The organism is Actinomadura barringtoniae (assembly GCF_017573505.1).
In the GTDB taxonomy this organism is placed as follows: Bacteria; Actinomycetota; Actinomycetes; order Streptosporangiales; family Streptosporangiaceae; genus Spirillospora; species Spirillospora barringtoniae.
In genome coordinates, this window is record NZ_JAGEOJ010000006.1 from 39,656 (window position 1) to 63,301 (window position 23,646).

21 protein-coding genes are annotated in these 23,646 nt (G+C 70.7%); 11 read left to right on the forward strand and 10 right to left on the reverse strand.

The features are described 5' to 3' along the window. Positions 1-23: 23 nt before the first annotated feature. Positions 24-707, forward strand: coding sequence for a TetR/AcrR family transcriptional regulator (locus J4573_RS15540; RefSeq protein ID WP_208256193.1), 684 nt, complete (start codon positions 24-26; stop codon positions 705-707). On the opposite strand, the gene J4573_RS15545 is transcribed toward J4573_RS15540, so the two are convergent. Beyond that, the gene (locus J4573_RS15545; protein ID WP_208256194.1) at positions 691-1,383 is read right to left on the reverse strand and encodes a FadR/GntR family transcriptional regulator; all 693 of its coding nucleotides are present in this window, start codon (positions 1,381-1,383) and stop codon (positions 691-693) included. The two genes, J4573_RS15540 and J4573_RS15545, sit on opposite strands and share 17 nt — an antisense overlap. A 257-nt stretch (positions 1,384-1,640) precedes the next feature. On the opposite strand from J4573_RS15545, the gene leuA reads away from it, so the two are divergent. From leuA to J4573_RS15565, 4 genes are all read left to right on the forward strand, one after another. Beyond that, positions 1,641-3,356 carry a 2-isopropylmalate synthase gene (gene leuA, locus J4573_RS15550; protein WP_208256603.1) on the forward strand — a complete coding sequence of 572 codons (1,716 nt, stop codon included), beginning with the start codon at positions 1,641-1,643 and terminating at the stop codon, positions 3,354-3,356. A gap of 74 nt (positions 3,357-3,430) precedes the next feature. After that, positions 3,431-5,404, forward strand: a complete 1,974-nt coding sequence (locus J4573_RS15555) for a Xaa-Pro dipeptidyl-peptidase (RefSeq protein ID WP_208256195.1) — start codon at positions 3,431-3,433, stop codon at positions 5,402-5,404. A gap of 247 nt (positions 5,405-5,651) precedes the next feature. Continuing rightward, positions 5,652-7,931 carry a WD40/YVTN/BNR-like repeat-containing protein gene (locus J4573_RS15560; protein ID WP_208256196.1) on the forward strand — a complete coding sequence of 760 codons (2,280 nt, stop codon included), beginning with the start codon at positions 5,652-5,654 and terminating at the stop codon, positions 7,929-7,931. 102 nt (positions 7,932-8,033) lie between these two features. Beyond that, the gene (locus J4573_RS15565) at positions 8,034-8,840 is read left to right on the forward strand and encodes an SAM-dependent methyltransferase (RefSeq protein WP_208256197.1); all 807 of its coding nucleotides are present in this window, start codon (positions 8,034-8,036) and stop codon (positions 8,838-8,840) included. 9 nt (positions 8,841-8,849) lie between these two features. Here the strand turns inward: J4573_RS15565 and J4573_RS15570 are convergent, their stop codons facing one another. Beyond that, positions 8,850-9,935 carry a DNA polymerase domain-containing protein gene (locus J4573_RS15570; protein ID WP_208256198.1) on the reverse strand — a complete coding sequence of 362 codons (1,086 nt, stop codon included), beginning with the start codon at positions 9,933-9,935 and terminating at the stop codon, positions 8,850-8,852. 183 nt (positions 9,936-10,118) lie between these two features. On the opposite strand from J4573_RS15570, the gene msrB reads away from it, so the two are divergent. Continuing rightward, positions 10,119-10,520: a peptide-methionine (R)-S-oxide reductase MsrB gene (gene msrB / locus J4573_RS15575; RefSeq protein ID WP_208256199.1), complete on the forward strand. Its 402-nt coding sequence runs from the start codon at positions 10,119-10,121 to the stop codon at positions 10,518-10,520. Positions 10,521-10,533: 13 nt separating this feature from the next. Here msrB and J4573_RS15580 read toward each other — a convergent pair whose 3' ends face one another. The 3 genes from J4573_RS15580 to hemG all read right to left on the reverse strand — a co-directional run bounded on the left by J4573_RS15580 (position 10,534) and on the right by hemG (position 13,620). Next, positions 10,534-11,136 carry a hypothetical protein gene (locus J4573_RS15580; protein ID WP_208256200.1) on the reverse strand — a complete coding sequence of 201 codons (603 nt, stop codon included), beginning with the start codon at positions 11,134-11,136 and terminating at the stop codon, positions 10,534-10,536. Between the two features lie 176 nt (positions 11,137-11,312). Then, positions 11,313-12,035, reverse strand: coding sequence for a hydrogen peroxide-dependent heme synthase (gene hemQ / locus J4573_RS15585; RefSeq protein ID WP_372442844.1), 723 nt, complete (start codon positions 12,033-12,035; stop codon positions 11,313-11,315). After that, complete coding sequence (gene hemG, locus J4573_RS15590; protein WP_208256201.1) at positions 11,917-13,620, reverse strand: protoporphyrinogen oxidase; 1,704 nt, start codon at positions 13,618-13,620, stop codon at positions 11,917-11,919. The genes hemQ and hemG overlap by 119 nt, the downstream gene beginning before the upstream one ends. Before the next feature lie 155 nt (positions 13,621-13,775). On the opposite strand from hemG, the gene J4573_RS15595 reads away from it, so the two are divergent. Continuing rightward, on the forward strand, positions 13,776-14,807 hold the full coding sequence (locus J4573_RS15595; RefSeq protein ID WP_208256202.1) for a DUF4349 domain-containing protein: 1,032 nt from the start codon (positions 13,776-13,778) through the stop codon (positions 14,805-14,807). A 4-nt stretch (positions 14,808-14,811) separates the two neighbouring features. On the opposite strand, the gene hemE is transcribed toward J4573_RS15595, so the two are convergent. After that, entirely contained in the window at positions 14,812-15,846 is a 1,035-nt protein-coding gene (gene hemE, locus J4573_RS15600; protein WP_208256606.1) for a uroporphyrinogen decarboxylase, read from the reverse strand. 356 nt (positions 15,847-16,202) lie between these two features. On the opposite strand from hemE, the gene J4573_RS15605 reads away from it, so the two are divergent. From J4573_RS15605 to efeU, 4 genes are all read left to right on the forward strand, one after another. Then, on the forward strand, positions 16,203-16,430 hold the full coding sequence (locus J4573_RS15605; RefSeq protein WP_208256203.1) for a hypothetical protein: 228 nt from the start codon (positions 16,203-16,205) through the stop codon (positions 16,428-16,430). A 136-nt stretch (positions 16,431-16,566) separates the two neighbouring features. Next, the gene (locus tag J4573_RS15610; RefSeq protein ID WP_208256204.1) at positions 16,567-17,133 is read left to right on the forward strand and encodes a DUF3000 domain-containing protein; all 567 of its coding nucleotides are present in this window, start codon (positions 16,567-16,569) and stop codon (positions 17,131-17,133) included. A gap of 676 nt (positions 17,134-17,809) precedes the next feature. Continuing rightward, a complete protein-coding gene (locus J4573_RS15615; RefSeq protein WP_208256607.1) occupies positions 17,810-19,006 on the forward strand; it encodes a ribonuclease D in 1,197 nt (398 codons plus the stop codon). 140 nt (positions 19,007-19,146) lie between these two features. After that, positions 19,147-20,019, forward strand: coding sequence for an iron uptake transporter permease EfeU (gene efeU, locus J4573_RS15620; protein WP_208256205.1), 873 nt, complete (start codon positions 19,147-19,149; stop codon positions 20,017-20,019). 4 nt (positions 20,020-20,023) lie between these two features. Here the strand turns inward: efeU and J4573_RS15625 are convergent, their stop codons facing one another. The 4 genes from J4573_RS15625 to J4573_RS15640 all read right to left on the reverse strand — a co-directional run bounded on the left by J4573_RS15625 (position 20,024) and on the right by J4573_RS15640 (position 23,538). Further along, on the reverse strand, positions 20,024-20,386 hold the full coding sequence (locus J4573_RS15625) for a hypothetical protein (RefSeq protein WP_208256206.1): 363 nt from the start codon (positions 20,384-20,386) through the stop codon (positions 20,024-20,026). Between the two features lie 391 nt (positions 20,387-20,777). Continuing rightward, entirely contained in the window at positions 20,778-21,965 is a 1,188-nt protein-coding gene (locus J4573_RS15630; protein ID WP_208256207.1) for an ABC transporter permease, read from the reverse strand. Further along, complete coding sequence (locus J4573_RS15635) at positions 21,962-22,642, reverse strand: ABC transporter ATP-binding protein (RefSeq protein WP_208256208.1); 681 nt, start codon at positions 22,640-22,642, stop codon at positions 21,962-21,964. The genes J4573_RS15630 and J4573_RS15635 overlap by 4 nt, the downstream gene beginning before the upstream one ends. Continuing rightward, a complete protein-coding gene (locus J4573_RS15640) occupies positions 22,639-23,538 on the reverse strand; it encodes a peptidoglycan-binding protein (RefSeq protein WP_307796651.1) in 900 nt (299 codons plus the stop codon). The genes J4573_RS15635 and J4573_RS15640 overlap by 4 nt, the downstream gene beginning before the upstream one ends. Positions 23,539-23,646 lie beyond the last annotated feature (108 nt).

Genomic DNA, 23,646 nt, shown 5'->3' on the forward strand with positions numbered 1-23,646 from the left:
TATCAATGCTAGGGTGAGGCCCCATGGCAGACCGTGCGCACCTGTGGCGGGAGGAGCGGGAGGCCGATCCCCGCCTGAGCCGGGCCGAGATCGTGCAGGCCGCCCTCGCCCTCTTCGAGCGGGACGGCTTCGAGTCGTTCAGCATGCGCGGGCTGGCGTCGGAGCTGAACATCAAGTCGCCGTCGCTCTACTGGCACTTCCGCAGCAAAGAAGAGCTGTTCGACCTGGTCGTCGACGCCGTGCTCGGCGAGTGCCGGCTGCCCGCCGACGACGAGGGCGCAGGCGCAGGCGAGTGGACCGAACGGCTGGCCGCCGCCGCCCGCGAGATCCGCCGCGTTCTGCTGGCCAACCCCGCGGCGACCCGGCTACTGAACGGCCGCGTGCCGCTCGGGCCGAACTGGATGCGCCTCGCCGAGTTCGTGATCGGCACGCTGCGGCGCGCGGGCGCGAGCGACGCGTTCGCCAACCGCTGCTACCTGGTGTTCCTCTACTACGCGGTGGGTTATGTGACCCAGGAGATCGCGTTCGGCACCGGCGCCGAGGCCAGGGAACGGCTCGACGAGATCCAGGAGTACGTGCGGGGCCTGCCGCCTGAGCAGTACCCGAACCTCGTCGCCGTCACCGCCGCCGTCACCGACCGCGGCCTGGACGAGCGCTTCGAGCTCGGCCTGCGCGGCATCATCGGCGGCTTCAAGGACGAGCTTTGAGGTAGGCGACGGTGCGGCGCAGTTCCTCCTCGATGGTCGCCGCCGCCCCGGCCGCGTCCCGTGCGCGAATCGCCTCGACCAGGCCGGTGTGCGCGGCGCGGCCGTGGTCCCCCTCGGCGGTCGGGACGTCGATCAGCCTCACCAGATCGAGCAGCCCCTCCCGCAACACCGGTAGGAACTCGCCGAAGAGGTCTCCCAGCAGCGGATTGTGCGCGGCGGCCACGACGGCCACGTGCAAGGCGATGTCGGCGTCGATGAACGGCTCGTCCGGCCCCCCGGCGGCCTCGCCCCTCGCGGCAAGGGCCCGGTCCATCGCGGCCAGGTCCTCGTCCGTACGCCGCGCGGCCGCAAGCTCGGCGGCCCGGACCTCGATCATCATCCGGATCTCGTAGACGTCACCGACCGAGGCCCGCCGGAGCCGCGTCTGGAGGTCCTCCTCCGGCTCGGTCGCGATGACGAAGACGCCCGACCCCTGCCGCGCCTGGAGCAGGCCCGCCCCCGCCAGCGCCCGGATCGCCTCCCGTACGGTCGAACGCCCCACGCCCAGCTGCGCCGCCAGCGTGGTCTCCCCCGGCAGCTTCGTGCCGACCGGCCACTCCCCGCTCGTGATCTGCTCGCGCAGGTGCAGGGCGGCCTGTTCGACCAGCGGGCTGGGGCGGAGCGGACCTAGTGGCATCAACGATCCTAGTCATCAGGTTGTCTGAGGAGCTGAGATGTGGTTAGAGTACCGGATCATGACGCTGTTCGGTCTGCTTCTCGGGCGCCGCGGCGGGGCCTGAAACGACCGGCACCCCGCCGCGGGGTTCGGTGCTGCCGGTCTTCAGACCGACGGCAAGGACACCACCGAACGTGAACAGCTTCCCGACCCTGCGCACGCCCGACGGCCCCGTTCCCGGCGACGCGCCCGCCTGGAATCCGCAGCGCGGCAGCGCGATGCCGTACCACCGCTACCGCCCGGCGCACGAACGAGTAGCGATCCTGAACGAGGACCGCGCATGGCCCGCCCGGCGCATCGAACGGGCGCCGCTGTGGGTGCCGGTCGACCTGCGCGACGGCAACCAGGCCCTGGCCGAGCCGATGGACCCGGCCCGCAAGCGCCGCTTCTTCGACCTCATGGTCACGATGGGCTTCAAGGAGATCGAGGTCGGCTATCCGTCGGCCAGCCAGACCGACTTCGATTTCGTCCGCGACCTGGCCGAGCCCGGCGTGGTGCCCGACGACGTGACGATCGTGGTCTTCACCCCGGCCCGCCGCGACCTCATCGAACGGACCTTCGCCTCCATCGAAGGCGTACCCCGTGCGGTCGTTCACCTCTACACCGCGACCGCGCCGACCTGGCGGAACGTCGTCCTCGGCCGCGACCGCAAGGACCTGCACGCGCTCATCCTGGACGCCGCCACGCACGTGGCCCGCCTGGCGGGCGACCGCCCCGGCGTGCGCTTCGAGTTCTCGCCGGAGGTCTTCAACCTCACCGAGCCCGACTACGTGCTGGAGGTGTGCGACAGCCTGACCGCGCTGTGGGACGCCTCCCCCGACCGGCCCGTGATCCACAACCTGCCCGCCACGGTCGAGATCGCGACGCCGAACGTCTACGCCGACCAGATCGAGTACATGCACCGCCATCTGGCCCGCCGCGACGCGGTCATCCTGTCGGTGCACCCGCACAACGACCGCGGCACCGGCGTCGCGTGCGCCGAGCTGGCGGTGCTGGCCGGGGCGCAGCGCGTGGAGGGCTGCCTGTTCGGCAACGGCGAGCGCACCGGCAACGTCGACCTGGTCACGCTCGCGCTGAACCTGCACGGCCAGGGCGTGGACCCGCGGATCGACTTCTCCGACATCGACGAGATCCGCCGCACCGTCGAGCACTGCAACCGGATCGGCGTGCACGAGCGGCACCCCTACGGCGGCGACCTGGTCTACACCGCGTTCTCCGGAACGCATCAGGACGCGATCCGCAAGGGCATGGCGCACCACGCGCGGCAGGCGGCCGAGCTGGGCGTGCCCGCCGGGCAGGCGCCGTGGAACGTCCCGTACCTGCCGATCGACCCGGCCGACGTCGGGCGCGACTACGAGGCGGTCATCCGGGTCAACAGCCAGTCCGGCAAGGGTGGGATCTCCTACCTGCTGCAGACCGGCTACGGGCTGGACCTGCCGCGCCGCCTGCAGATCGAGTTCGCCCAGATCGTTCAGCGGGCGACCGACGACGGCGGCACGGAAGTGAGCGCCAAGGAGCTGTGGGACCTCTTCCAGGCCGAGTACATCGACCGCGCGGACGAGGGCCCGGTCGTGCTGACCGGCTGGCGCACCGCACACACCGGTCCGCAGCGGCACGACTTCACCGCCGAGCTGCGCATCGACGGCGAGGAGAGCGTGCACGCCGGATCGGGCAACGGCCCGCTGGCCGCGCTGACCGCGGCGCTCGCCGCCGCCGGGATCCCGGTCGAGATCCTGCACCACTCCGAGAACGCCACCGGTCCCGGCTCCGACAGCCGCGCCGCCGCGTACGTGGAGTGCCGCGTCGACGGAACGGTCTCGTGGGGCGTCGGCATCGACACCTCCATCCTCACCGCGTCCGTGCACGCCGTTCTGTCGGCGGCGAACCGTGCGGCTGTGCCGGCGGCGAACCGTGCGGCCAGTACAGGTCGCTGAGATTGTTCTGTGACCTTTGGCGAGGAATGTACGACCTCGTAGAGATCATTTTCGAATCCCCTCGGAGGTGCGGGTTGCTTAGGAGATCCCTGAGACGAACCCCGCAGACGGTCGCGGTCGCCGTGCTCACCGGCACGGCCCTGGCAGGCGTGAGCGGCCTCAGCGCCGCGCACGCCGCAGCCCCACCCAAGATCGTGGTGAAGGACGGGCTGACGCAGCCCGTCTTCTCCTACAAGGACGCGATCCGCGAGCACGTCTACGTCGAAGCCGGCCTCGACACCGACGGCGACGGCAAGCGCGACCGCGTCAACGTCGACATCGTGCGGCCCAAGGAGAGCGACGCGGGCCTCAAGGTGCCGGTCATCATGGACGCCAGCCCGTACTACGACAACCTCGGGCGCGGCAACGAGAGCGAGAAGAAAGTCTACGACGCCGCGGGCAACCCGGTGAAGTTCCCGCTCTTCTACGACAACTACTTCGTGCCGCGCGGCTACGCGTTCCTCGCGGTGGACGCGATCGGCAGCAACAAGTCCGACGGCTGCCCGGGCGTCGGCGAATCCGACGTGCTCGGCACCAAGGCGGTCATCGACTGGCTGAACGGGCGGGCCAAGGCCACCAAGGCCGACGGCACGCCGGTGAAGGCGAGCTGGACCACCGGCCGCACCGGCATGATCGGCAAGTCCTGGGACGGCACGCTGGCCAACGGCGTCGCCTCCACGGGCGTGCGCGGGCTGGAGACCATCGTCCCGATCTCGGCGATCAGCAGCTGGTACGACTACAGCCGCATGAACGGCGTGAAGTACTGGGAGGACGAGCAGCCCTACCTCGCCGACCTGGTCGACACCGACCCACCCGCCAAGTGCGCCTCGGTCGTCGCCGCGCACGACGCCGGCGAGGACGACGCGACCGGCGACTACAACGACTACTGGAACCACCGCAACTACCGGAACGGCACGTTCGGCAACGCCAAGAACGTGCGCGCCAGCGTGTTCTTCTACCACGGCGTGAACGACCTCAACGTCAAGGACAACCACTTCGCCCAGTGGTGGTCCGACCTGGGCAAGAACGGCGTCGTCCGCAAGGTGTGGCTGTCGCAGACCGGCCATGTCGACCCGTTCGACATCCGCCGCGACGACTGGGTGAACACCCTGCACAAGTGGTTCGACCACGAGCTGCAGAAGATCAACAACGACGCGCTGCGCGAGCCGCGCGCCGACATCGAGGTCGGTCCCGACAAGTGGATCACGCAGTCGTCGTGGCCCGCCCGCGACAGTAAGCGCGTGTCGCTGGTGCCCGCCGCGGACGGTTCGCTCGGCACCAAGCCCGCCCCGCACGGCACGACCGGCGCGTTCACCGACGGTCCCGGCACGGACGGCTACGGCCTGCCCGAGGCGGACATGGTCGCCGACCCGACGACCGCCAACCCGAACAGGCTCGCCTACGTGTCCGCGCCGCTACCGGCGACCGGACGGCTGTCCGGCACCCCGGACGCCAAGATCAAGGTGAAGCTCGACAAGCCGGACGCCAACGTGACGGCGCTGCTGGTGGACTACGGCACCGACACGCGGGTGGACTACCTCGGCGCGGGCTCGGGCATCCAGACCCTCACCACCGAGGACTGCCACGGCGAGAGCATCCCGACCGACGACGCCTGCTACAAGCAGACCCGGACCAAGACCGTCACGTCCGACGTCAACGTGGTGGCGCGCGGCTGGATGGACCTGCAGAACCGGTCCTCGCTGAGCAAACCGTCGCCGCTCACCCCGGGCACGTTCTACACGGTCCGCTGGAACACGCTCTCCCAGGAGTACGTGTTCAAGAAGGGCCACCGGGTGGCGCTGGTCCTCTCGGGCGCCGACTACGACTACAACACCGAGAAGGCGACGGGCGCGCAGGTCACGATCGACCTGTCCGGCACGTCCATCACCGTCCCGATCGTCGCGGGCGGCGATGAGGCGAGCACGCTGGTCGCGCCGAACGAGTCCAAGGGCGCGTGGCGCGGTCCGCAGCACGTGAACCTGCCCCGCCAGGAGAAGAAGCTCTACTAACCGATCACCTCGACCTGGCCGTCGTCCCTTCCGGGGGCGGCGGCCTCGTCGCGTCCGGCCGTCCCGTCCGGCCCCCGTCCCGTCCGGCCCCGGCCAGCGGGGCGCTCGCCCGCCGTGCGACAACAGCGAGGACCGCGACAATTGGGGTGAACGACACCAAAGATTATGAAGCACTGACATTTACCGGCTGAGGCCCCAGGCATACGAGTGCGCCGTAGGCGATCGCTTCGATCCCTGGAGGCACTCGATGCCATTCCCCTCACGCGGGCGCGCGGCCTGCGCGGCGTTCACCGCCGCCCTGCTGACGCTCACCGCACTCCGTCCCCTCACAGCCGCGGCCGACCCCGACGAGCCCGACGACGGGCTCGGCCCCGCGGCGCCCGGCGAGTTCAAGGCGCTGCAGGACACCTCCGGCGGGCTCGGCCTGCCCGAACGGGCTCTCGTCCAGGCGGCCGGCCAGGCACGGCGCGTGCACGGGCTGAAGGTCCCCTGGCGTTCGGAAGGCCCCGACAACGTCGGCGGCCGCGTCACCGGCGTCGCCGTCGACCCGCGCCACGCCGGCACCGTCTACGTCGCGGCGGCCAGCGGCGGGCTCTGGAAGAGCACCGACCGCGGCCGTACCCTCGTCGCGACCTGGCCCGAGTCCTACCCGCAGGCCATCGGCGCGGTCGCCACCGCGAGCGACGGCTCGATCTACGTCGGCACGGGCGAGGCCAACCCCGGCGGCGGCTCCATCACCTACGAGGGCGACGGGGTCTACCGTTCCACCGACGGCGGCCGGACCTGGAAGAACGTCGGCCTGGCCCACTCGGCCACGATCTCGCTCATCTCGATCGACCCCGCCGACCCCAAGCGGATCTTCGTCGCGGCGACCGGCTCGCTGTTCCGGCCGGGCGGCGAACGCGGCGTCTACCGCAGCACCGACGCGGGCCGCAGCTGGACCCGCACGCTGAACGGGGCCAACGACACCACCGGCGCCAACGACGTCGTCATCGACCCCAAGAACCCGCGGCGGGTCTGGGCGACGCTGTGGGACCGCCGCCGCGAGCCCGACCTGCGCCGCTACGGCGGAACGGGCTCGGGCCTGTACCGCAGCGGCGACGGCGGCACGACCTGGAAACGGCTGGAGAACGTCACCGCCCCGACGCCCGGCGACGACGTCGGGCTGAAGAGCGACCCGCGACTCGGCCGCATCGGCGTCGGCGTCGCCCCCTCACGGCCCGACCGGGTGTACGTGCAGACCTCCACCTACAGCCAGTTCGGCAACCACCTGGGCTTCTACGTCTCCGACGACGGCGGCGACTCCTTCGCCACCGGGGCCCTGCCCGACGGGGACGTGCCGTACTGGTGGACCGGTCACGTCTGGGTGGACCCGGCCGACCCCGACCACCTCTTCACGCCCTCGGCGTCGCTGCGCGAGTCGGTGAACGGCGGCAAGAGCTGGACGGTCAACGACGGCATGCACCCCGACCACCACGCCATGATCTGGGACCCGAAGGTGCCCGGCCGGATCTACGAGGGCAACGACGGCGGGATCTACCGTTCCGACGACAACGGCAAGAGCGACAGCTGGGTCACAGCGGTCAACCACCCGTTCACCCAGTTCTACGGCCTGACCACCAGTGCGCAGGACGCGACCAGGATCGCCGGCGGCGCGCAGGACAACGGCTCGGTGCGCACCTGGGGCGGGCCGCGCTGGAACGAGTTCAACGGCGGCGACGGCGAGGCCAACATCATCGACCCGGCGAACCAGGAGATCGTCTACAGCTGCTACCAGTTCGGCTCCTGCTCACGTTCGGCCGACGGCGGCGACACCCTGACCGATTTCCGCGGCCTGGCCGACGACGACCGCTACAACTGGTTCAGCCCCGTCGCCCTGCAGCCGGCCGCGACCGGCACGGTCTACCTCGGCAGCGACCGCCTCTACCGTTCGACGAACGGGCTGGACTACGCCCCGATCAGCCCCGACCTCACCGGCGGGCCCGGCCGTGACGAGGTCTACCCGTTCGGTACCCTCACCACGGTCGCGCCGAGCGCCTCGGACCCGGCCACCATCCTGGTCGGCTCCGACGACGGCCGGATCTCGATCACCCGCGACGACGGCAAGACCTGGAACCTGCTGCTCAAGGACCAGCCCTGGGTCACCCGCGTGGCCGTCGACCCGCGCGACGCCCGCCGGGCGTTCGCCACCCTGTCCGGCTACCGGACGCAGGGCACCGGCGGGCACGTCCTGCGCACGGCCGACGGCGGCCGGCACTGGCAGGACGTCACCGGCAACCTGCCGCAGGCGCCGGTGAACGACGTCGTCATCGGCCCGGCCGGCGTCCTGCTGGTCGCCACCGACGTCGGCGTCTTCGCGGGCGCCCCGGCCGGCCGCACATGGGTCCGCCTCGGCGACCTGCCCCTGGCCCCGGTGAACGACATCGAGTACAACGCCCGCTCCGGACGCCTGCTCGCCGCCACCTTCGGCCGCGGCGTCTACAGCACCCAGATCACCCGGGCCGTGACCACGGCCGTCCTGCACTGATCACGCCGCGTGGGCGGCGGCCCCAAGGCCGTCGTCCACGCTGCGCTTCGACGATCAGGAGGATATTTTGGGTGCAAACACTACGAACCAGGAGAAGCCGCCGTGTCCGAAGACGTGAACCCCAAGGTGGACACCACGGTCCCCACCTCGGCCCGGGTGTGGAACTACCTGCTCGGCGGCAAGGACAACTACGACGTGGACCGGGAGGCCGCCGAGCAGTTCCGCGCGCTGTTCCCGCAGATCGTCAACATCGCCCTGGCCGACCGGGCGTTCCTGGGCCGGGCCGTGCGGCACCTGACCGGCGACGTCGGCATCCGGCAGTTCCTGGACATCGGCACCGGCCTGCCGACCATGGACAACACCCACGAGGTCGCCCAGCGCGTCGCCCCCGAGTCCCGCATCGTTTACGTGGACAACGACCCGCTGGTCCTGGTGCACGCCCGCGCGCTGCTGACCAGCACGCCCGAGGGCGTCTGCAACTACATCGACGCCGACCTGAACGAGCCCGGCAAGATCCTTGAGCTGGCGTCCGAGACCCTGGACTTCGACCAGCCGGTCGCGATCATGCTGCTGGGCATCATGCACTTCATCCGCGACCTCGACGAGGCCAAGGGCATCCTGAATCGCCTGATGGACGCCGTCCCGTCCGGGAGTTACCTGGTCATCACCCACGCCACCCTGGACTTCGACGAGGGCCGCACCGCCCAGGCCGAGGCCCAGGAGGACTGGAACGAGAAGTCGGCCAACCCGATGGTCCCCCGCAACCGCGCCCAGGTCACCAGCCTCTTCGACGGCCTGGAGATCCTCGAGCCCGGCGTCGTCTCGATGTCCCGCTGGCGTCCCGCGACCACCGAGTGGGGCGAGCCCGACGAGGTCCCCGGCTACTGCGGCGTAGCCCGCAAGACCTAACTCACCTGCTCAGTCGTCGTCGTGGCGGGCCTTGCTGGGCTGAACGCGCTTGGGCTCGCCGGCCATCTTGGGGTAGTTGGGCGGGTAGGGGGCGTCGCCGAGGCCGTGGTCCTGCTCGTCGCGGTCGGCCATCTCCAGCAGCGGGTCCAGGGAGAACGCCTGGTCGTCGATGGTGGCGTGCAGGTCGCCGAGCTTGGCGAACCGTTCGGGCATCGTCGCGATCGTGAAGTCCTCGGGCTCCACGTCCGCCAGCTCGTCCCAGGTGACCGGGGCCGAGACCGGGGCGTGCGGCAGCGGCCGGACGCTGTAGGCGGAGGCGATCGTGCGGTCGCGGGCGTTCTGGTTGAAGTCGATGAAGACCTGCTCGCCGCGTTCTTCCTTCCACCATTTGGTGGTGACCTCGGCGGGGACGCGGCGTTCGACCTCACGGCCGAAGGCCAGCGCGGCCCTGCGCACCTCGGTGAACGTCCAGCGGGTCTCGATCCGCACGTAGATGTGCAGGCCGCCCTTGCCCGAGGTCTTCACATAGCCGGTGTAGCCCAGCTCGTTCAGCAGGTCGGTGGCGGGCCCGAGCGCGACCCGGACGGCATCCTTGAAGTCGGTGCCGGGCTGCGGGTCGAAGTCGATGCGCAGCTCGTCGGGATGATCGACGTCGTCGGATCGTACGGGCCAGGGGTGGAAGGTCAGCGTGCCCAGGTTGGCCGCCCAGGCGATCACCGCCACCTCGGTCGGGCACACCTCGTCCGCGCTGCGCCCGCTGGGGAACTCGATCCGGGCGGTCTGGACCCAGTCGGGAGCCCCCTTGGGGACGCGCTTCTGGTAGAACGCGTCGGCTTTGCCGGCCCCATGGCCCGCCTGGCCCCGCGCGTAGTCCATCCGGGTGGCCAGCTTGGCGCCCTCGAAGACCCCTCCGGGCCACCGTTCCAGCGTCGTCGGCCGGTTGCGGGTCGCGCGCAGGATCCCCTCCCCGACGGCCAGGTAGTACTCCACGAGCTGCCGCTTGGTGTAGCCGTGCTCGGGGAAGTAGGGCTTGTCGGGATTGGACACCTTGACGAGCCGATCCCCTACCGGGATCTCGATGAACGGCGAGGCCATACCCGCACGTTAACCCACCCGTACGACAAGATCCCAGGCAAGGCCCGCAACGGCCGTCTTACCGGACCCCGCAACGGACCCCGGGACGGCCCACGGGAAGGCCCCCGGGACGGATCTCTTAACGGCCGCTTACGACAGAGGGCGGCGCGCAGGGAATTCGCCCACGCGAGGTAACTTCAAGACATGGCACAGATCCACAAGAGCGACGAAGAGTGGCGGGCTCAGCTCAGCCCTGAGGAGTTCCACGTGCTCCGCGAGGCGGGCACGGAACGGCCGTTCACCGGTGAGTACACCGACACCAAGACGGTCGGCGTCTACCGCTGCCGTGCCTGTGGCGCCGAGCTCTTCCGCTCGGAGACCAAGTTCGACTCGCACTGCGGCTGGCCGAGCTTCTTCGAGCCCGCCAAGTCCGAGTCGGTCGTCCTGATCGAGGACACGTCGCTGGGCATGGTCCGTACGGAGGTGAGGTGCGCCAACTGCAACTCCCACCTGGGCCACGTCTTCCACGGCGAGGGCTACGACACCCCGACCGACGACCGTTTCTGCATCAACAGCATCAGCCTGACCCTGGAGCCGTCCGAGTAGGGAGGACCAGCCCCTAGGGGGTGTCCTCGACGCCGCAGTCGTCCTTGTCGCTCTGCTTGTTGGCGAGGACGACGCTGCCGTTGTCGCTGCTCTTGCCATGGATGAAGACGCGGGGGGCCGAGTCGCCGGAGTCCTCCAGGAACTGCGTGGCCCACTCGCACAGCGACTTGGCGGGCTTGGAGTTCTCGTCGCCCTCGCCGAGGTCGGTGTAGACGCGCAGGAACTCGCCGCTGCGGCGGACGTCCTTCACATGCGAGACGACCTTCTTGTCCGGGTCCTTGGTCTCCATGAACGGGACCGCGTCGGTGACCTCGTCCGGATCGGCGTCGGGGTCGGCCGACTCACTGGCGCTGGCGGACGGCTTGGGCTTCGGCGTGGTGTTGCGCGCCGCGACCTTGGCCCGGGGCGCCTCGTCGGTTCCCGCCGTGGCCGAAATGGCGGTCAGCGCGGCGACTCCGAGCAGCGCGACCGAGGCGGCGCCCGTGCCGACCGCGATCAGCCGGCGCCGATGACGCTCCCCCGGCCTGACCTTCATCATCCGATCCCATTTGACCGAGATCTCGGACGGTGGCTTGGCATGTCTGCCACGGGCGTGCTTCGGGGGAGCATTGGTCACGGCCAGCACTTTACTGGCCTTTTGCCTTTCGTTCGGCCCAGATTGGACAACTTGGACCGAACGAACCATGCACCCGTTCAGGACCAGTCTGCTAAGGGCCACACCAGGCTTCCCAGACGGCTACGGGAGCACCACGGGCAACTCCATGGCGTTACCGGCGGAAATGTCGGCGGCGGCTACGGGAGGTCGGCGACCAGTTCGGAGACCGGCTTGCGGCGGCCGGTGTAGAACGGGATCTCCAGGCGCACGTGGCGGCGGGTCTCCGAGCCGCGCAGGTGACGCATCAGGTCGACGATGCGGTGCAGCTCGTCGGCCTCGAAGGCCAGCATCCACTCGTAGTCGCCCAGGGCGAACGAGGAGACGGTGTTGGCCCGCACGTCGGGGTAGTCGCGCGCCATCATGCCGTGCTCGGCCAGCAGGCGGCGCCGCTCGCCGTCCTCCAGCAGGTACCACTCGTACGAGCGCACGAACGGGTAGACGCAGACGTAGGCCCGCGCCTCCTCCTCGGCCAGGAACGCCGGGATGTGGCCCTTGTTGAACTCGGCCGGGCGGTGCAGCGCCATCTGCGACCACACCGGCTCGCTCGCGCGGCCCACGGCCGTACGGCGGAAGCGGGAGTAGACCTCCTGCAGGTCGTCGGAGGTCGGGGCGTGCCACCAGAACATGTAGTCGGCGTCGGCCCGCAGCCCGGCGACGTCGTAGACGCCGCGGGTGGTCACGTCCTTCTGGGCGGCCTGGTCGAGCAGGTCCTGCACCTCGGCGGCGTCCTGCTCGCGGATCTCACCCGGAGTCCTCACCCTGAAGACCGACCACATCGTGTACCGGATCACCTGGTTGAGGTCGCGTGCCTTCGGCTTGGCCGCCTGACCCGCCGCCTGACCCGCCGCCTGACCCGTCACCTGCTCCGCCGCCTGCGCGATCGCCTGCTCGGTCGCCTTGTCCGTCGCTGCCATGGCTCAATTCTCCCCGACGTTCGAGATGCTCCAGCACCCGGGCCGCCGCAGCGCGCGCCGTGGCGATGCAGGCCGGGATTCCGAGGCCGTCGTAGGCGGCGCCCGCGATGGCCAGGCCCTGCTGGCCGGCAACCGCCGCCCTGATCCGGGCCACCCGGTCGGCGTGGCCCACGTTGTACTGCGGGAGGCCGCCGCCCCAGCGGGTCACCCGCGCCTCCAGCGGCAGCTCGGACACCCCGCAGGTGGTCGCGAGCTCGGTCAGCGCGGCGGCCTTCAGGTCCTCGTCGGAACGCTGGAGGGTGTGCTCTTCGCCGAACCGCCCGATCGAGCAGCGCACGGCGATGACCCCGGGCGCCTTGTCGCGCAGGTGCGGCCATTTCACCGAGCTGAACGTGACGGCCTTCACCTCGCGCCCTTCGACGGCGGGCACCAGGTAGCCGCTGCCGCGCGGCAGGCGGTGGAACGCGGTGGTGGCGTAGGCGAGGGTGACGATGGCCATGCTGGCGTACTCGATGCGGTCCAGCTCGCGGGCCGCGGCGGGCACCTCGTCGGCCAGCAGCCGCCCGGCGGGGGCGGCGGGCACGGCGATCACGACGGCGTCCACGTCCAGGGCCTCGGGGTCGCGGGCCGAACCGAGGGTGAGCCGCCAGCCGTCAGGGCGGCGGCGCAGCTCGCGGACCACGGTGGTCGTACGGACCGTTCCCCCGTCGGCGATGATCGCGTCGGTGAGCAACTTCGGGAGCGAGCCGAGGCCGTCCGGGAGGGTGGCGAAGACCGGCCCGGCGTCCTTGGGCGCGGCGTCGCGTACGCCTCGTACGGCCGAGATCAGCGAGCGGTGGGTGCGGGCGGCCGCGGCGACCGCCGGGAGCGTCGACTCGAACGACAGGCGCTCGATCAGACCCGCGTAGACGCCGCCCAGCAGGGGCTCGACGAGGCGGTCGGCGACCTCGCGGCCCAGGCGGGCGCCGATGAAGTCGGCGACCGACACGTCGGCGTCGCCGCGCGGCGTCTCGGGCAGGACGAGGTCCAGCGGCACGCGGGCCAGCCCGGCCGGGGACAGCACCTGCGAGGCGGCGAGGGCCTTCAGGTCGGACGGAACGCCCATGACCTGCCCGGCGGGCATGCGGCGCAGCGAGCCGTGGCTGAGGATCGCCGCCGAGGTGGTGCCGGGGTTGACCAGGTCGTCGCCGTGGCCGAGGTCGCTCACCAGGTCCAGGCCCTCGGGGCGGCGCGCCAGCATCGACTCGGCGCCCTCGTCCACGGGCAGCCCGGCGATCTCACTGATGCGCAGCTTGCCGCCGACGGCCGGTGAGCCCTCCAGAACGGTCACGCGCACGCCGCCACGGCCACCGCCGTCTCCGGTACTGCCGGTACCGGCAGTACCGATACCGGAGCTGCCGCCGCTGGCCCCGCCTCGGGCGAGGAAGCGCGCGGCCGCGAGGCCCGCGATACCGCCCCCGATGACGGCCACATGGGCCCGTTCGTCCGCCGCGTCGTCCCCTGCGTGGGCTCGTTCCCCAGAGGTCGTCATGACTTCCACCATCCCAGATGCCGGACACCGCTCGGTAACAGGGCGAGCGCTGTCCGGTCCCTCATGGGGACGTCGTGACCTGGGCGCGCCCGCATCGTGCCCTAACCGCGATCACGGCGCCGGAACGGTGATTCACGCCACACCATCGAAGTTCCATGCGGACCGTCAGGAAAGTCGGATACGTGATCTGTGCGCTGGCCGCCCTGCTTCTGGTGGGCGGACTAGTGACCGCCTGCGGAGGCAGCAGCGACAGCGGCGACTCCAGTGCCGCGAGCGCTCCCAAGCAGGCAGCGAGCGCCGCGCCGGGCAACAACGAGGCGGACACCGGCAACGCAGCCGGAGGCTCCGGCTCCGGCTCGCGGGGGTCGGGCGGCGCGGGCAGTGCGGCCAGCCAGGCCAAGCTCGACCCCAACCCGGCGGGCCGGGCCGTCATCTACCAGTCGGACCTGCGGGTCCGGGCCAAGAACGTGGACACGGCGACCGCTCGGGCCAAACAGCTCGTGACGGCGGCAGGCGGGTACGTGGACAACGAGTCCTCCACCTCCGACCCGGTCGGCGCCTCGGTCACGTTCAAGATCCCCGCCGACCGCTACCCGGCCGTGCTGGACCAGTTGTCCGGGCAACTCGGCACCAAGCTCTCGCTGCGCCAGCAGGCCGAGGACGTCACCGGCGAGGTCGCCGACGTGGACAGCCGGGTCCGCTCGGCGCAGGCCACCCTCGACTCGTTCCGCAAGCTCCTCGACCGCGCCAGGACGGTCGGCGAGGTCATGAACGTGGAGCAGGAGATCTCCCAGCGCCAGGCCGATCTGGAGGCGCTGCAGGCCCGTCAGAAGTCCCTCCAGCAGCGCACCCGCTTCGCGACCGTCACGCTGGCGATCGAGCCCAACGGCAAGCCGTCCCCGGCCCACCACGGCAAGCGCCGCGGCTTCATGGGCGGGCTGGAGAACGGCTGGCACGCGTTCACCACGTTCGTCGGCGGCCTGCTGCTGGTGTTCGGCTGGCTGCTGCCGTTCCTGATCCCGCTGGCCCTGATCGGCCTGCCCGCGCTCGCGATCTGGCACCGCATCCGCGACCGCCGTACGGACGCCCCCGGCGCCCCTCCCGCGCAGCCCGACCGCCCGGTCGCGGGCGTAGGAGCAGGGCCCGGACCGCGCTCGGGGTCAGGGTCAGGGTCGGATCAGGAGTAGCGCGTCAGGCGTTGTCGGCGGCCGAGGCCTCGTGGACGAGGTCGGCCAGGCGGGCCAGCACGTCCGGGTCGGTGGGCGGCAGGACGCCGTGGCCGAGGTTGAACACGTGGCCCTCGGCCGTACGGCCCCTGGCCAGGACGTCGCGGGCGCGCCGTTCGACGACCTCCCAGGGGGCGAACAGGACGGCCGGGTCCAGGTTGCCCTGCAGCGCCTTGCCCGGCTCGACGCGGCTGACGGCCTCGTCCAGCGGCACGCGCCAGTCGACGCCGACGACGTCGGCCCCGGCCTCGCCCATCAGACCCAGCAGCTCGCCGGTCCCGACGCCGAAGTGGATGCGCGGCACGCCGTACGACGCGACCGCGTCGAAGATCTTGCGGGTGTACGGCAGCACCGACTCGCGGTAGTCCTGCGGCCCGACGGTGCCCACCCAGGAGTCGAACACCTGGATCGCGCTCACGCCCGCCTCGATCTGGACCTTGAGGTAGTCGATGGTCATGTCGGCCAGCCGGTCCATGAGCTCGGCCCACAGCTCCGGCTCGCCGTACATCATGGCCTTGGTGTGGTCGTGGTTCTTGGACGGCCCGCCCTCGATCAGGTAGGAGCCGAGGGTGAACGGCGCGCCCGCGAACCCGATCAGCGGGGTGTCGCAGAGCTCGCCGACCAGGCCCTGGATGGCCTCGGTGGTGAACGGCACGTCGTCGGGCGTCAGGCGGCGGATCCGCTCCAGCGAGGCCTTGTCGCGGATCGGGTCGGCGATCACCGGGCCGACGCCGGGCTTGATGTCCAGGTCCACGCCGATGGCCTTGAGCGGCACGACGATGTCGCTGAAGAAGATCGCCGCGTCCACCGCGTACCGCCGCACCGGCTGCATCGTGATCTCCACGATCATGTCCGGCCGCGCGCAGGCCTCCAGCATCGGGACGCCCTCGCGTACGCGCAGGTACTCGGGCAGGGAACGTCCCGCCATGCGCATGAACCACACCGGCGTGTGGGGCACCGGCTGCCGGCGGCAGGCCCGCAGGAACGCGCTCTGCTCCAGCCCGGAGGCCCCGTTCACAGCCCCAGAGGCCCCGTCCGCACGCCCCGCGCCCGCTCCCCCAGAGACCCCGTCCGCACGGCCCGACGCCGCACCCGCACGCCCGGTCGCCGCGTCCTCGTGCCCGGGGGCCCCGTTCGATCCATCAACGTTGACAGCCACGCGCCGATCGTCCCACGAACTCACCGCTCAGACGCACCAGGGTGAGGACAACGCCCCGTCTGCGTTCCGCCTCCACCGCGCCGATGCGGCGTTCCTGCGGCGTTCCTATCGAACTTCCGGACACGCCGAGCGAAGTCCCGCATTCTGTCCCCGGCTCATGCGAACGTGACCGGTGTCATAGCCGAGGGAGGTCCCCCTTGTTCTGTTCCACCTGCGGTGATGAACGACTGTTCGAACAGCCTCCGTGCTCCGACGGGCACGGCGAGGACTGTCCCGAGCGGGCCTGCACCGCGTGCGGCACGGCCATACTGATCGGCCTGCCGGTGGCGCCGCCCGCCATCCTCGGGCACGCACCGCCGTCGACCCAGGCGCCACCCGCGGCGTCGTCTCCCCGCCGTACCTCCGACGAGCGAGCCGTCGCCTGACCGGCGCGGCCCACGAACCGAAACCTGTGACGTGTCACCTTCCCCGCCCCCACCTCCCGTCACCACGCCCGGCGTGGCATCCGGGGGGTCACCCGCCCCTGCGACCCACGCTCCTCCCGACACGGCCGGTCCTGGTATGACTCCTCCCGCCTTCCAGCGCGCGCTGGACACCCTTTCCGCCATCCTCGAAGGCCCGGCGCTCCGGCCGGAGCTCGAGCTCGAGGACATGCCCGCGCCCCAGCGGCTCGCCCCGTACGCGGCGGCCATGTCGGGCAGCGTCTACCGCGACGACGACTCCGAGATCGCGATGGGCCGCCTGATCGTGCTGTACGACCCGGAGGGCCGCAGCGGCTGGACCAACGACTTCCGGGTCGTCGCCTACATCAGGGCCGACCTGGAGCCGGAGATCGCCGCCGACGAGCTGATCGGCTCGGTGGCCTGGAGCTGGCTCCTGGAGGCACTGGAGCAGGTCGGCTACGCGGGCGAGTCCGGAACGATCACTCGTGCGGTCTCGGAGAGCTTCGGCGACAAAAAGGATGAACCGTCAACGACCGAGCTCGAACTGCGGGCCTCCTGGTCCCCGACCGGCGAAGATCTCACCGGTCACGTGGCCGCATGGTGCGAGGTGATGTGCACCACGGCGGGCCTTCCGCCCACGGGCGTCAGCGCTCTGCTGGACCGTAGGGGCGGGTCCGCCGGTTGAGCGACGTACGGTAGGGGGCGTGGGTAGCACAGCGTCCGAAACCGAGGCGGCAGGCGAGAGCACGGAGACAGTGGCACCATCCGAGACCCGATCCGGCCAGTCCGCGAGTTCCGGCACCCCTTCTGGGGAGGCCGAAGCCGCAGGCGACGCCGAATCCACCGCCACCTCGGCGGCACCCGAAGGCCAGGCGGCGTCCCGCGGCGAACCCGAGCCCAAGGGCGGACGCGCGCCCCGATCCAAGGCCGTACCCAAACAGGAGGCCGTCCCCGACGAACCCGGCACGGCCGGCGCCGCCCCGGCAGGCGTGGAAGGTGCCAAGCCGAGGGCGAAGGCCGACGCCAAGCCGAGCACCAAGGCGGGCGCGAAGCCCGCCCCCGCAGCCGCCAAGCCGGATCCTGCGGCCGCCAAGCCTGTCGCGAAGGCCGAAGCCGGGCCCAAGCCGAGCGCGAAGGCCGAGCCCAAGGCGGCCGCGGAGGCCGAGCCCAAGGCGAAGGCCGACGGCGAAGCGGACGGCAATGCCAAGGCGGCCGGCAAGGCCGACGCGAAGGCGGACCAGGCCACAACAGGCAACGGCAAGCCGGACAACGCCAAGTCCGGCAACGGCAAGCAGGAACCTCGCGCCAAGGAAGCCGCCAAGGAATCCGAGGACGAGCACCGGTCCGACGCCGTTCCGCTCCTGGAGCCGCGAGACGGGGTGCCCGCCGTCATCGCCACCGAGGAGCAGCTGGCGCGGGTGATCGCCGCGTTCGCCGATGGGACCGGTCCAGTCGCCGTCGACGCCGAGCGCGCCTCCGGCTACCGCTACGGCCAGCGCGCCTACCTGATCCAGCTGCGCCGCCGCGGCGCCGGAACGGCCCTGATCGACCCGATCGAGTGCCCGGACCTGTCGGAGCTGGACTCCGTCCTGGCCGGCACCGAGATGGTCCTGCACGCCGCCAACCAGGACCTGCCCTGCCTTGCCGAGGTCGGCCTCGTTCCGCGGAAGCTGTTCGACACCGAGCTGGCCGGGCGCTTGCTCGGTCACCCCCGCGTCGGGCTCGGCTCCATGGTCGAGAACGTGCTGGGCTTCCTGCTGGAGAAGGGCCACTCGGCCGCCGACTGGTCGACCCGTCCCCTCCCCGAGGACTGGCTGCGGTACGCGGCGCTGGACGTCGAGCTCCTCGTCGAGCTCCGCGACGCCCTCTACGTCGAGCTCACCGAGAGCGGCAAGCTGGAGTGGGCGCTGGAGGAGTTCGCCTCGATCCTGGCCACCCCGCCCAAGCCGCCCCGCGCCGACCCGTGGCGCCGTACGTCCGGCATCCACCGCGTGCGCAACCGGCGCGGCCTGGCCGTCGTACGGGAGGTCTGGGAGACGCGCGACAAGATCGCCCGCGAGCGCGACCTGTCCCCGGGCCGGGTGCTGCAGGACGCCGCGATCATCGAGCTGGCGCTGAACTCGCCCAAGACGCCCGCCGAGCTGCAGGCCCTGTCCACGCTGCGCGGCCGTGGCGCCCGCCGCCACCAGTCGGCGTGGCTGCGCGCGGTGACCAAGGCTCGTGGCCTGCCCGACCGTGGCCTGCCCGACTCCAACCTGCCCGGCGACGGCCCGCCGCCCGCCCACCGCTGGGCCGAACGCGACCCCGAGGCCGCCAAGCGCCTGGCCGCGGCCAAGGCGGTAGTGGCGGCCCTGGCCGACGAGCACACCATGCCCACCGAGAACCTCGTCCAGCCCGACTCCGTACGCCGCCTGTCATGGTCGCCCCCGGCCGACATCACCCCCGAGTCCATCGGGACGTCGCTGGCCGAGCTGGGTGCCCGCCCGTGGCAGATCGGCCTGGTGTCCAAGCCGCTGGCCAAGTCGTTCGTACGCCTGGAGTGCAAGGGCGAGATCTAAGGCCCCCTCCGCACCGCTCTAACCGGCCCCCGTCGCGCCCCAGGACCGCGGGGGGTTAGGTTAGCTTTACCAAAGCGTCCGTCGCATAATGGTGTGGTTTGCCGGTTCGTCCCACTCCGACCCCCTGGAGGAAAGCAGCGATGCTTCTGGGCAATTTCCTCATCGGTCTCCGGGAGGGGCTCGAGGCCGCCCTGGTCGTGAGCATCCTCATCGCCTATCTGGTGAAGACGGGCAACCGGCGAGCGCTCATCCCCGTCTGGACCGGCATCACCGTCGCGGTCATGCTCGCCGTCGGCTTCGGCATCGCACTGAGCGCCGCGTCCGCGGAGATGCAGTTCAAGACCCAGGAGCTGTTCGGCGGCCTGCTGTCGATCCTCGCCGTCGGCCTGGTCACCTGGATGGTCTTCTGGATGCGCAAGGCCGCGCGCTTCATGAAGGCCGAACTGGAAGGCAAGCTGGAAGGCGCCCTGAACGTCGGTCCCATCGCCCTCACCACGGTCGCGTTCCTAGCCGTCGGCCGCGAAGGCCTGGAAACCGCGCTCTTCCTCTGGACCAACATCAGCAACTCGTCCGAGGGCTCCACCCAGCCGATCATCGGCGCCCTGCTGGGCCTCGCCACCGCCGTCGTCCTGGGTTACCTGCTCTACCGCGGCGGCCTCAAGCTCAACCTCAAGCGCTTCTTCACCTGGACCGGCGGCGCCCTCATCGTGGTCGCGGCCGGCGTCTTCGGCTACGGCTTCCACGACCTCCAGGAAGCCGACGTCCTCCCCGGCCTGAACTCCGTCGCGCTCGAGCCGCACCTGTTCTTCTCCAAGTTCGGCACGTTCGGCGACTGGCTGCAGACCGCCTTCCAGGGCGTCCTGAACGTCACCCCGCAGATCACCTGGCTACAGCTGATCATGTGGGCGGCCTACCTGATCCCGGTGATGTACCTCTTCCTGCGCCCCACCCCCGGGACTCCCGCACCGAAGAAGTCCACCAAGGCCACCACCGAGCCCGCCTCCTCGTCCTGACCGTTCACAGATCAGGAAGCGGATCCCGAGGCAGACTGTCGCGCGCGAACACTTCCGCGTCCGCCGCGTTCACCACCGGCACATATTCGTCGTCCAGCTCGAAGAACGCCCCGGCGAACTCGAACTGCGCCCCCGAGTTCGTCTCCACCGGCCCGATCCGCGTCCCGCGCGGGTAGCTGCCCCAAATGCTCTTGGGCTTAGTACGGCTGATCGCACCGGTCGAGATGACGGCGACCTGACTGTCGGTGACCACGAAGATGAACCCCGCACCGCCCCCATAACTGAAGGCGGGGAAGATGTAGCGGATGTCGTCCTCGATGCCGAGAAACTCCCGGCAACGGTCCCGAACCGGGCGTGGAACGGGCATGACGGCGGATGCACCTCCCCGAGGAACGGTCTTCGTAGGCCGTGTCCAATCATGCCCGGAAATCATGCCCCGCGACCATCGGACCGCCCCACCCCACACCCCCTAAAGTCACCCCCCGCACACACCCGCCGCAACCCGCGCCCACATCACCGCGCCCCCCGTCCGCGCATCCCCAAGCCGCCCGCCCGCGCACATCACCGCACCGCGGCCACGCGCATCACCGCACCGCGGCCACGCGCATCACCGCACCGCGGCCACGCGCATCACCGCGCCCACCCGCACATCGCCCACGCAGGCCGCTCACCCAGGACCGCCCGCGTGGCCGCCCGCACCGCCCACCACGGGATGAACGACGACGGCACCAGATCGGGGGACACCCGCGCCGCGTTCGTCAGACCGCTGCCAATGCGGCCGTAGGAGCCAGCCGAGCTGCACGTACCGCCGGATAAAGCCCTGCGACAGCACCGATCGCCAACGTCGCTCCCAAGGCACCGCCCAGCGCCCACATCGGAACCACCGGCGGCCACCCGCGATAGACGGCAAACGCCAAGGTCACCCCGGCACCCAACACAACACCCACGACCCCGCCCAGCGCCGACAGCAACAACGACTCGGCCAGGAACTGAATCCGCACCTGTCCCCGCGTGGCCCCCAGCGACCGCCGCAGCCCGATCTCCCGCCGCCGCTCCAGCACGGAGATGACCATGGTGTTCGCAACCCCCACGCCACCCACCAGCAGCGCGACCGCACCCAGCCCCAGCAGCAGTCCCGTGAACGCGCCTGAGGCCTCCGCCTTAGCCTCCAAGGCATCCGAAGGCCGGCTGACCTCGACCTCCTCGGGCTTCTCCGGGTTGACCGTACGAGCGAGCACACCCCGCACGTCATTCACAGCGGCATCGCTAGACCGCTCGTAGATCATCGTCGGATGCCGGTCGAACCCCAGATACCGTTCAGCCGCGTCCCACCCCACCAGCGCGGACCGATCGATCTCCGGCGCCAGCTCAGCACCGTTCAGAATCCCCACCACGCTGAACCAGCGCCCGCCGATCCACACTTCACCCCCCGCGCGGTCCATCCCCATCCGCCGCGCGGCCTCGGCCCCCAGCACAACTTCCGGATAGTTCCCCGCGTTCAGCCAGGTCCCCGACCGCACCCCCACGCCCAGCGTGCGCAGCAGATCTCCCCCAGCAGCCTGCACCGCGATCCCCGAAGTCACTTCCTTCGGAATCAACCCCGTACGCCGAACCGTCACATCCACATTCCCTGTGGCCGCAACGCCCGTGACCGATCCAACCCGCCCCACCATTTTTGGCGCGCTCTCGGGCAGATCCGCCCCGTCCCCGAAGACCGTGTTCCCTGGCTTGACGGTCAGCAGATTGGTCCCCAGCCGATCGATCCTCCGCAGCAGTTGTTCCTTACTCGACGACGAGATCCCAATCACCGCGACCATCGTCGCGATCCCGATGGCGATCCCCACCGCCGACAGCAACACCCTCGTAGGCCGAGCTCGCAGGCCCGCGAACCCCACCCGTGCGACATCCCGCGGCCCCAACCGAGCGGGCACCAAGCCGGCGTTCACGAGACCCGCACCCTCTCGTCCGCCACCACGAGCCCGTCCCGCAGCCGCACCCGCCGAGGCGCCCACGCCGCGATCTCCGCATCGTGCGTGATGATCGCAACGGTCGTCCCGCCCTCGTTCAGCTCCTCCAGAATCTCGAGCACCTCGCCGCCGGCCGCCGAGTCCAGATTCCCCGTGGGCTCATCGGCCAGCAGCAGCTCCGGCTCCCCCACCACGGCGCGAGCGATCGCCACCCGCTGCCGTTCTCCCCCGGAAAGCTCATGCGGCCGATGCCGAACGCGGTCCCCCAGCCCCACCCGTTCCAAAGCAACGCGCGCCCTGCGCCGCCGCTCCTTCACCGCCACTCCCCCGTACAGCAGCCCATCAGCAACGTTGTCGAGCGCCGAGACACCATCGGCCAGGTGAAACTGCTGAAAAACAAACCCCACGTACTTCGCCCGCAACGCGGACAGCTCCCGATCCGAAAGCCGCTCCACCTCGAACCCCGCGATCCGTACGAGCCCAGCCGTAGGCCGATCCAGCGTCCCGATCATGTGCAGCATCGTCGACTTCCCCGACCCCGAAGGCCCCACGATCGAAACGAGCTCGCCCGCCTCAATCACCAGATCCACGCCCCGCAGAGCAGTAACCCCACCCGCGTACGCCTTACTCACCCCCGCCAGCTCCACAACCCTCATGTCGCCGGCACCCCGACCTTCATCCCCTCCCGAAGCCCGCCCCCGCTGACCTCAACGCGCCCGCTCCCGAACGCCCCTGTAGTCACCGCCACAAGCCTCCTCGCAGCGCCTTCCACCACCTCGACCCCGAACCCGCCCTCCTTCAATCCCAACAAGGCCTCAACCGGCACCGACAGAACACCCCGCCGCCGTTGGCTCTCCAGCTCCACACTCACCGGCGCCTCATCAAGCCGCCCAGTCTTGGCCCCCTTGTCCAGCCCGATATCCACCTCCACCGTCGTCTTGGCGTCCTGCCCCGACCCACTCTGCTTCGCGACGCTCCCCACCTTGGAGATCCGCCCCCGAACACTGCGCCCGCCAGGCAGTTCAACCGTCACCCGTTCCCCCACCACCGCAAGGTCCTGCTTGTCCGCATCCAGATCCACACGAACCATCCGCCGAGTCCCCGTAACACTCAGCGCCACCTGCCCAGCCGCAACCCTCACTCCCTCCGCGGCCTTAACCTCCTTGACCCTCACGGCCCCCGCCATGAAGACAACCTGCGAAGCATCCACAGCCCCGCTCTCGGCCAGCCCCCGATCGTCCTGCCACGCCTTCACCGCATCCGCCGTGGCCGACGTGAACTCCCGATCGACGGTCAGTTCCCCGTACCCGAGCGCCACAAGGTTGCGTTCCAGCTCCTCAACATCGGCCCCCTCGCTCCCCACCCCCAACGCCCGGTACATGGGCACGCCCCCGTACATCAAGGTGACGGGCTTCCCGTCAACCTTCAGAAGCGTCTTCCCCCGCCGAACGACAGCCCCCTCCGCAGGCACCCCCGTAACGGTCCCCGAGAGACCCGCCACCCCCCGCTCGTCCTCGTACGTGAGCGTCCCGTCCACCTTCTCGGTGTCCACCAGGTCGCCCCGCGCAACCGAAGCCACCCCCAAAGGAGCCACCCGAGCCGACGCCTTCTCGTCCCCTCGCGAAAGCCCAAATGCCGCACCGCCCCCAGCCAGCACCAC

Bases quoted from the DNA above. Each gene is read 5' to 3' on its own strand.
- J4573_RS15560 (WP_208256196.1), top strand. From the start codon at position 5,652: ATGCCATTCCCCTCACGCGGGCGCGCGGCCTGCGCGGCGTTCACCGCC.
- J4573_RS15635 (WP_208256208.1), bottom strand. From the start codon at position 22,642: ATGAGGGTTGTGGAGCTGGCGGGGGTGAGTAAGGCGTACGCGGGTGGG.
- J4573_RS15595 (WP_208256202.1), top strand. From the start codon at position 13,776: ATGCGGACCGTCAGGAAAGTCGGATACGTGATCTGTGCGCTGGCCGCC.
- hemG (WP_208256201.1), bottom strand. From the start codon at position 13,620: ATGACGACCTCTGGGGAACGAGCCCACGCAGGGGACGACGCGGCGGAC.
- J4573_RS15570 (WP_208256198.1), bottom strand. From the start codon at position 9,935: ATGGCCTCGCCGTTCATCGAGATCCCGGTAGGGGATCGGCTCGTCAAG.
- J4573_RS15625 (WP_208256206.1), bottom strand. From the start codon at position 20,386: ATGCCCGTTCCACGCCCGGTTCGGGACCGTTGCCGGGAGTTTCTCGGC.
- J4573_RS15610 (WP_208256204.1), top strand. From the start codon at position 16,567: ATGACTCCTCCCGCCTTCCAGCGCGCGCTGGACACCCTTTCCGCCATC.
- J4573_RS15540 (WP_208256193.1), top strand. From the start codon at position 24: ATGGCAGACCGTGCGCACCTGTGGCGGGAGGAGCGGGAGGCCGATCCC.
- efeU (WP_208256205.1), top strand. From the start codon at position 19,147: ATGCTTCTGGGCAATTTCCTCATCGGTCTCCGGGAGGGGCTCGAGGCC.
- leuA (WP_208256603.1), top strand. From the start codon at position 1,641: ATGCCGTACCACCGCTACCGCCCGGCGCACGAACGAGTAGCGATCCTG.
- msrB (WP_208256199.1), top strand. From the start codon at position 10,119: ATGGCACAGATCCACAAGAGCGACGAAGAGTGGCGGGCTCAGCTCAGC.
- J4573_RS15545 (WP_208256194.1), bottom strand. From the start codon at position 1,383: ATGCCACTAGGTCCGCTCCGCCCCAGCCCGCTGGTCGAACAGGCCGCC.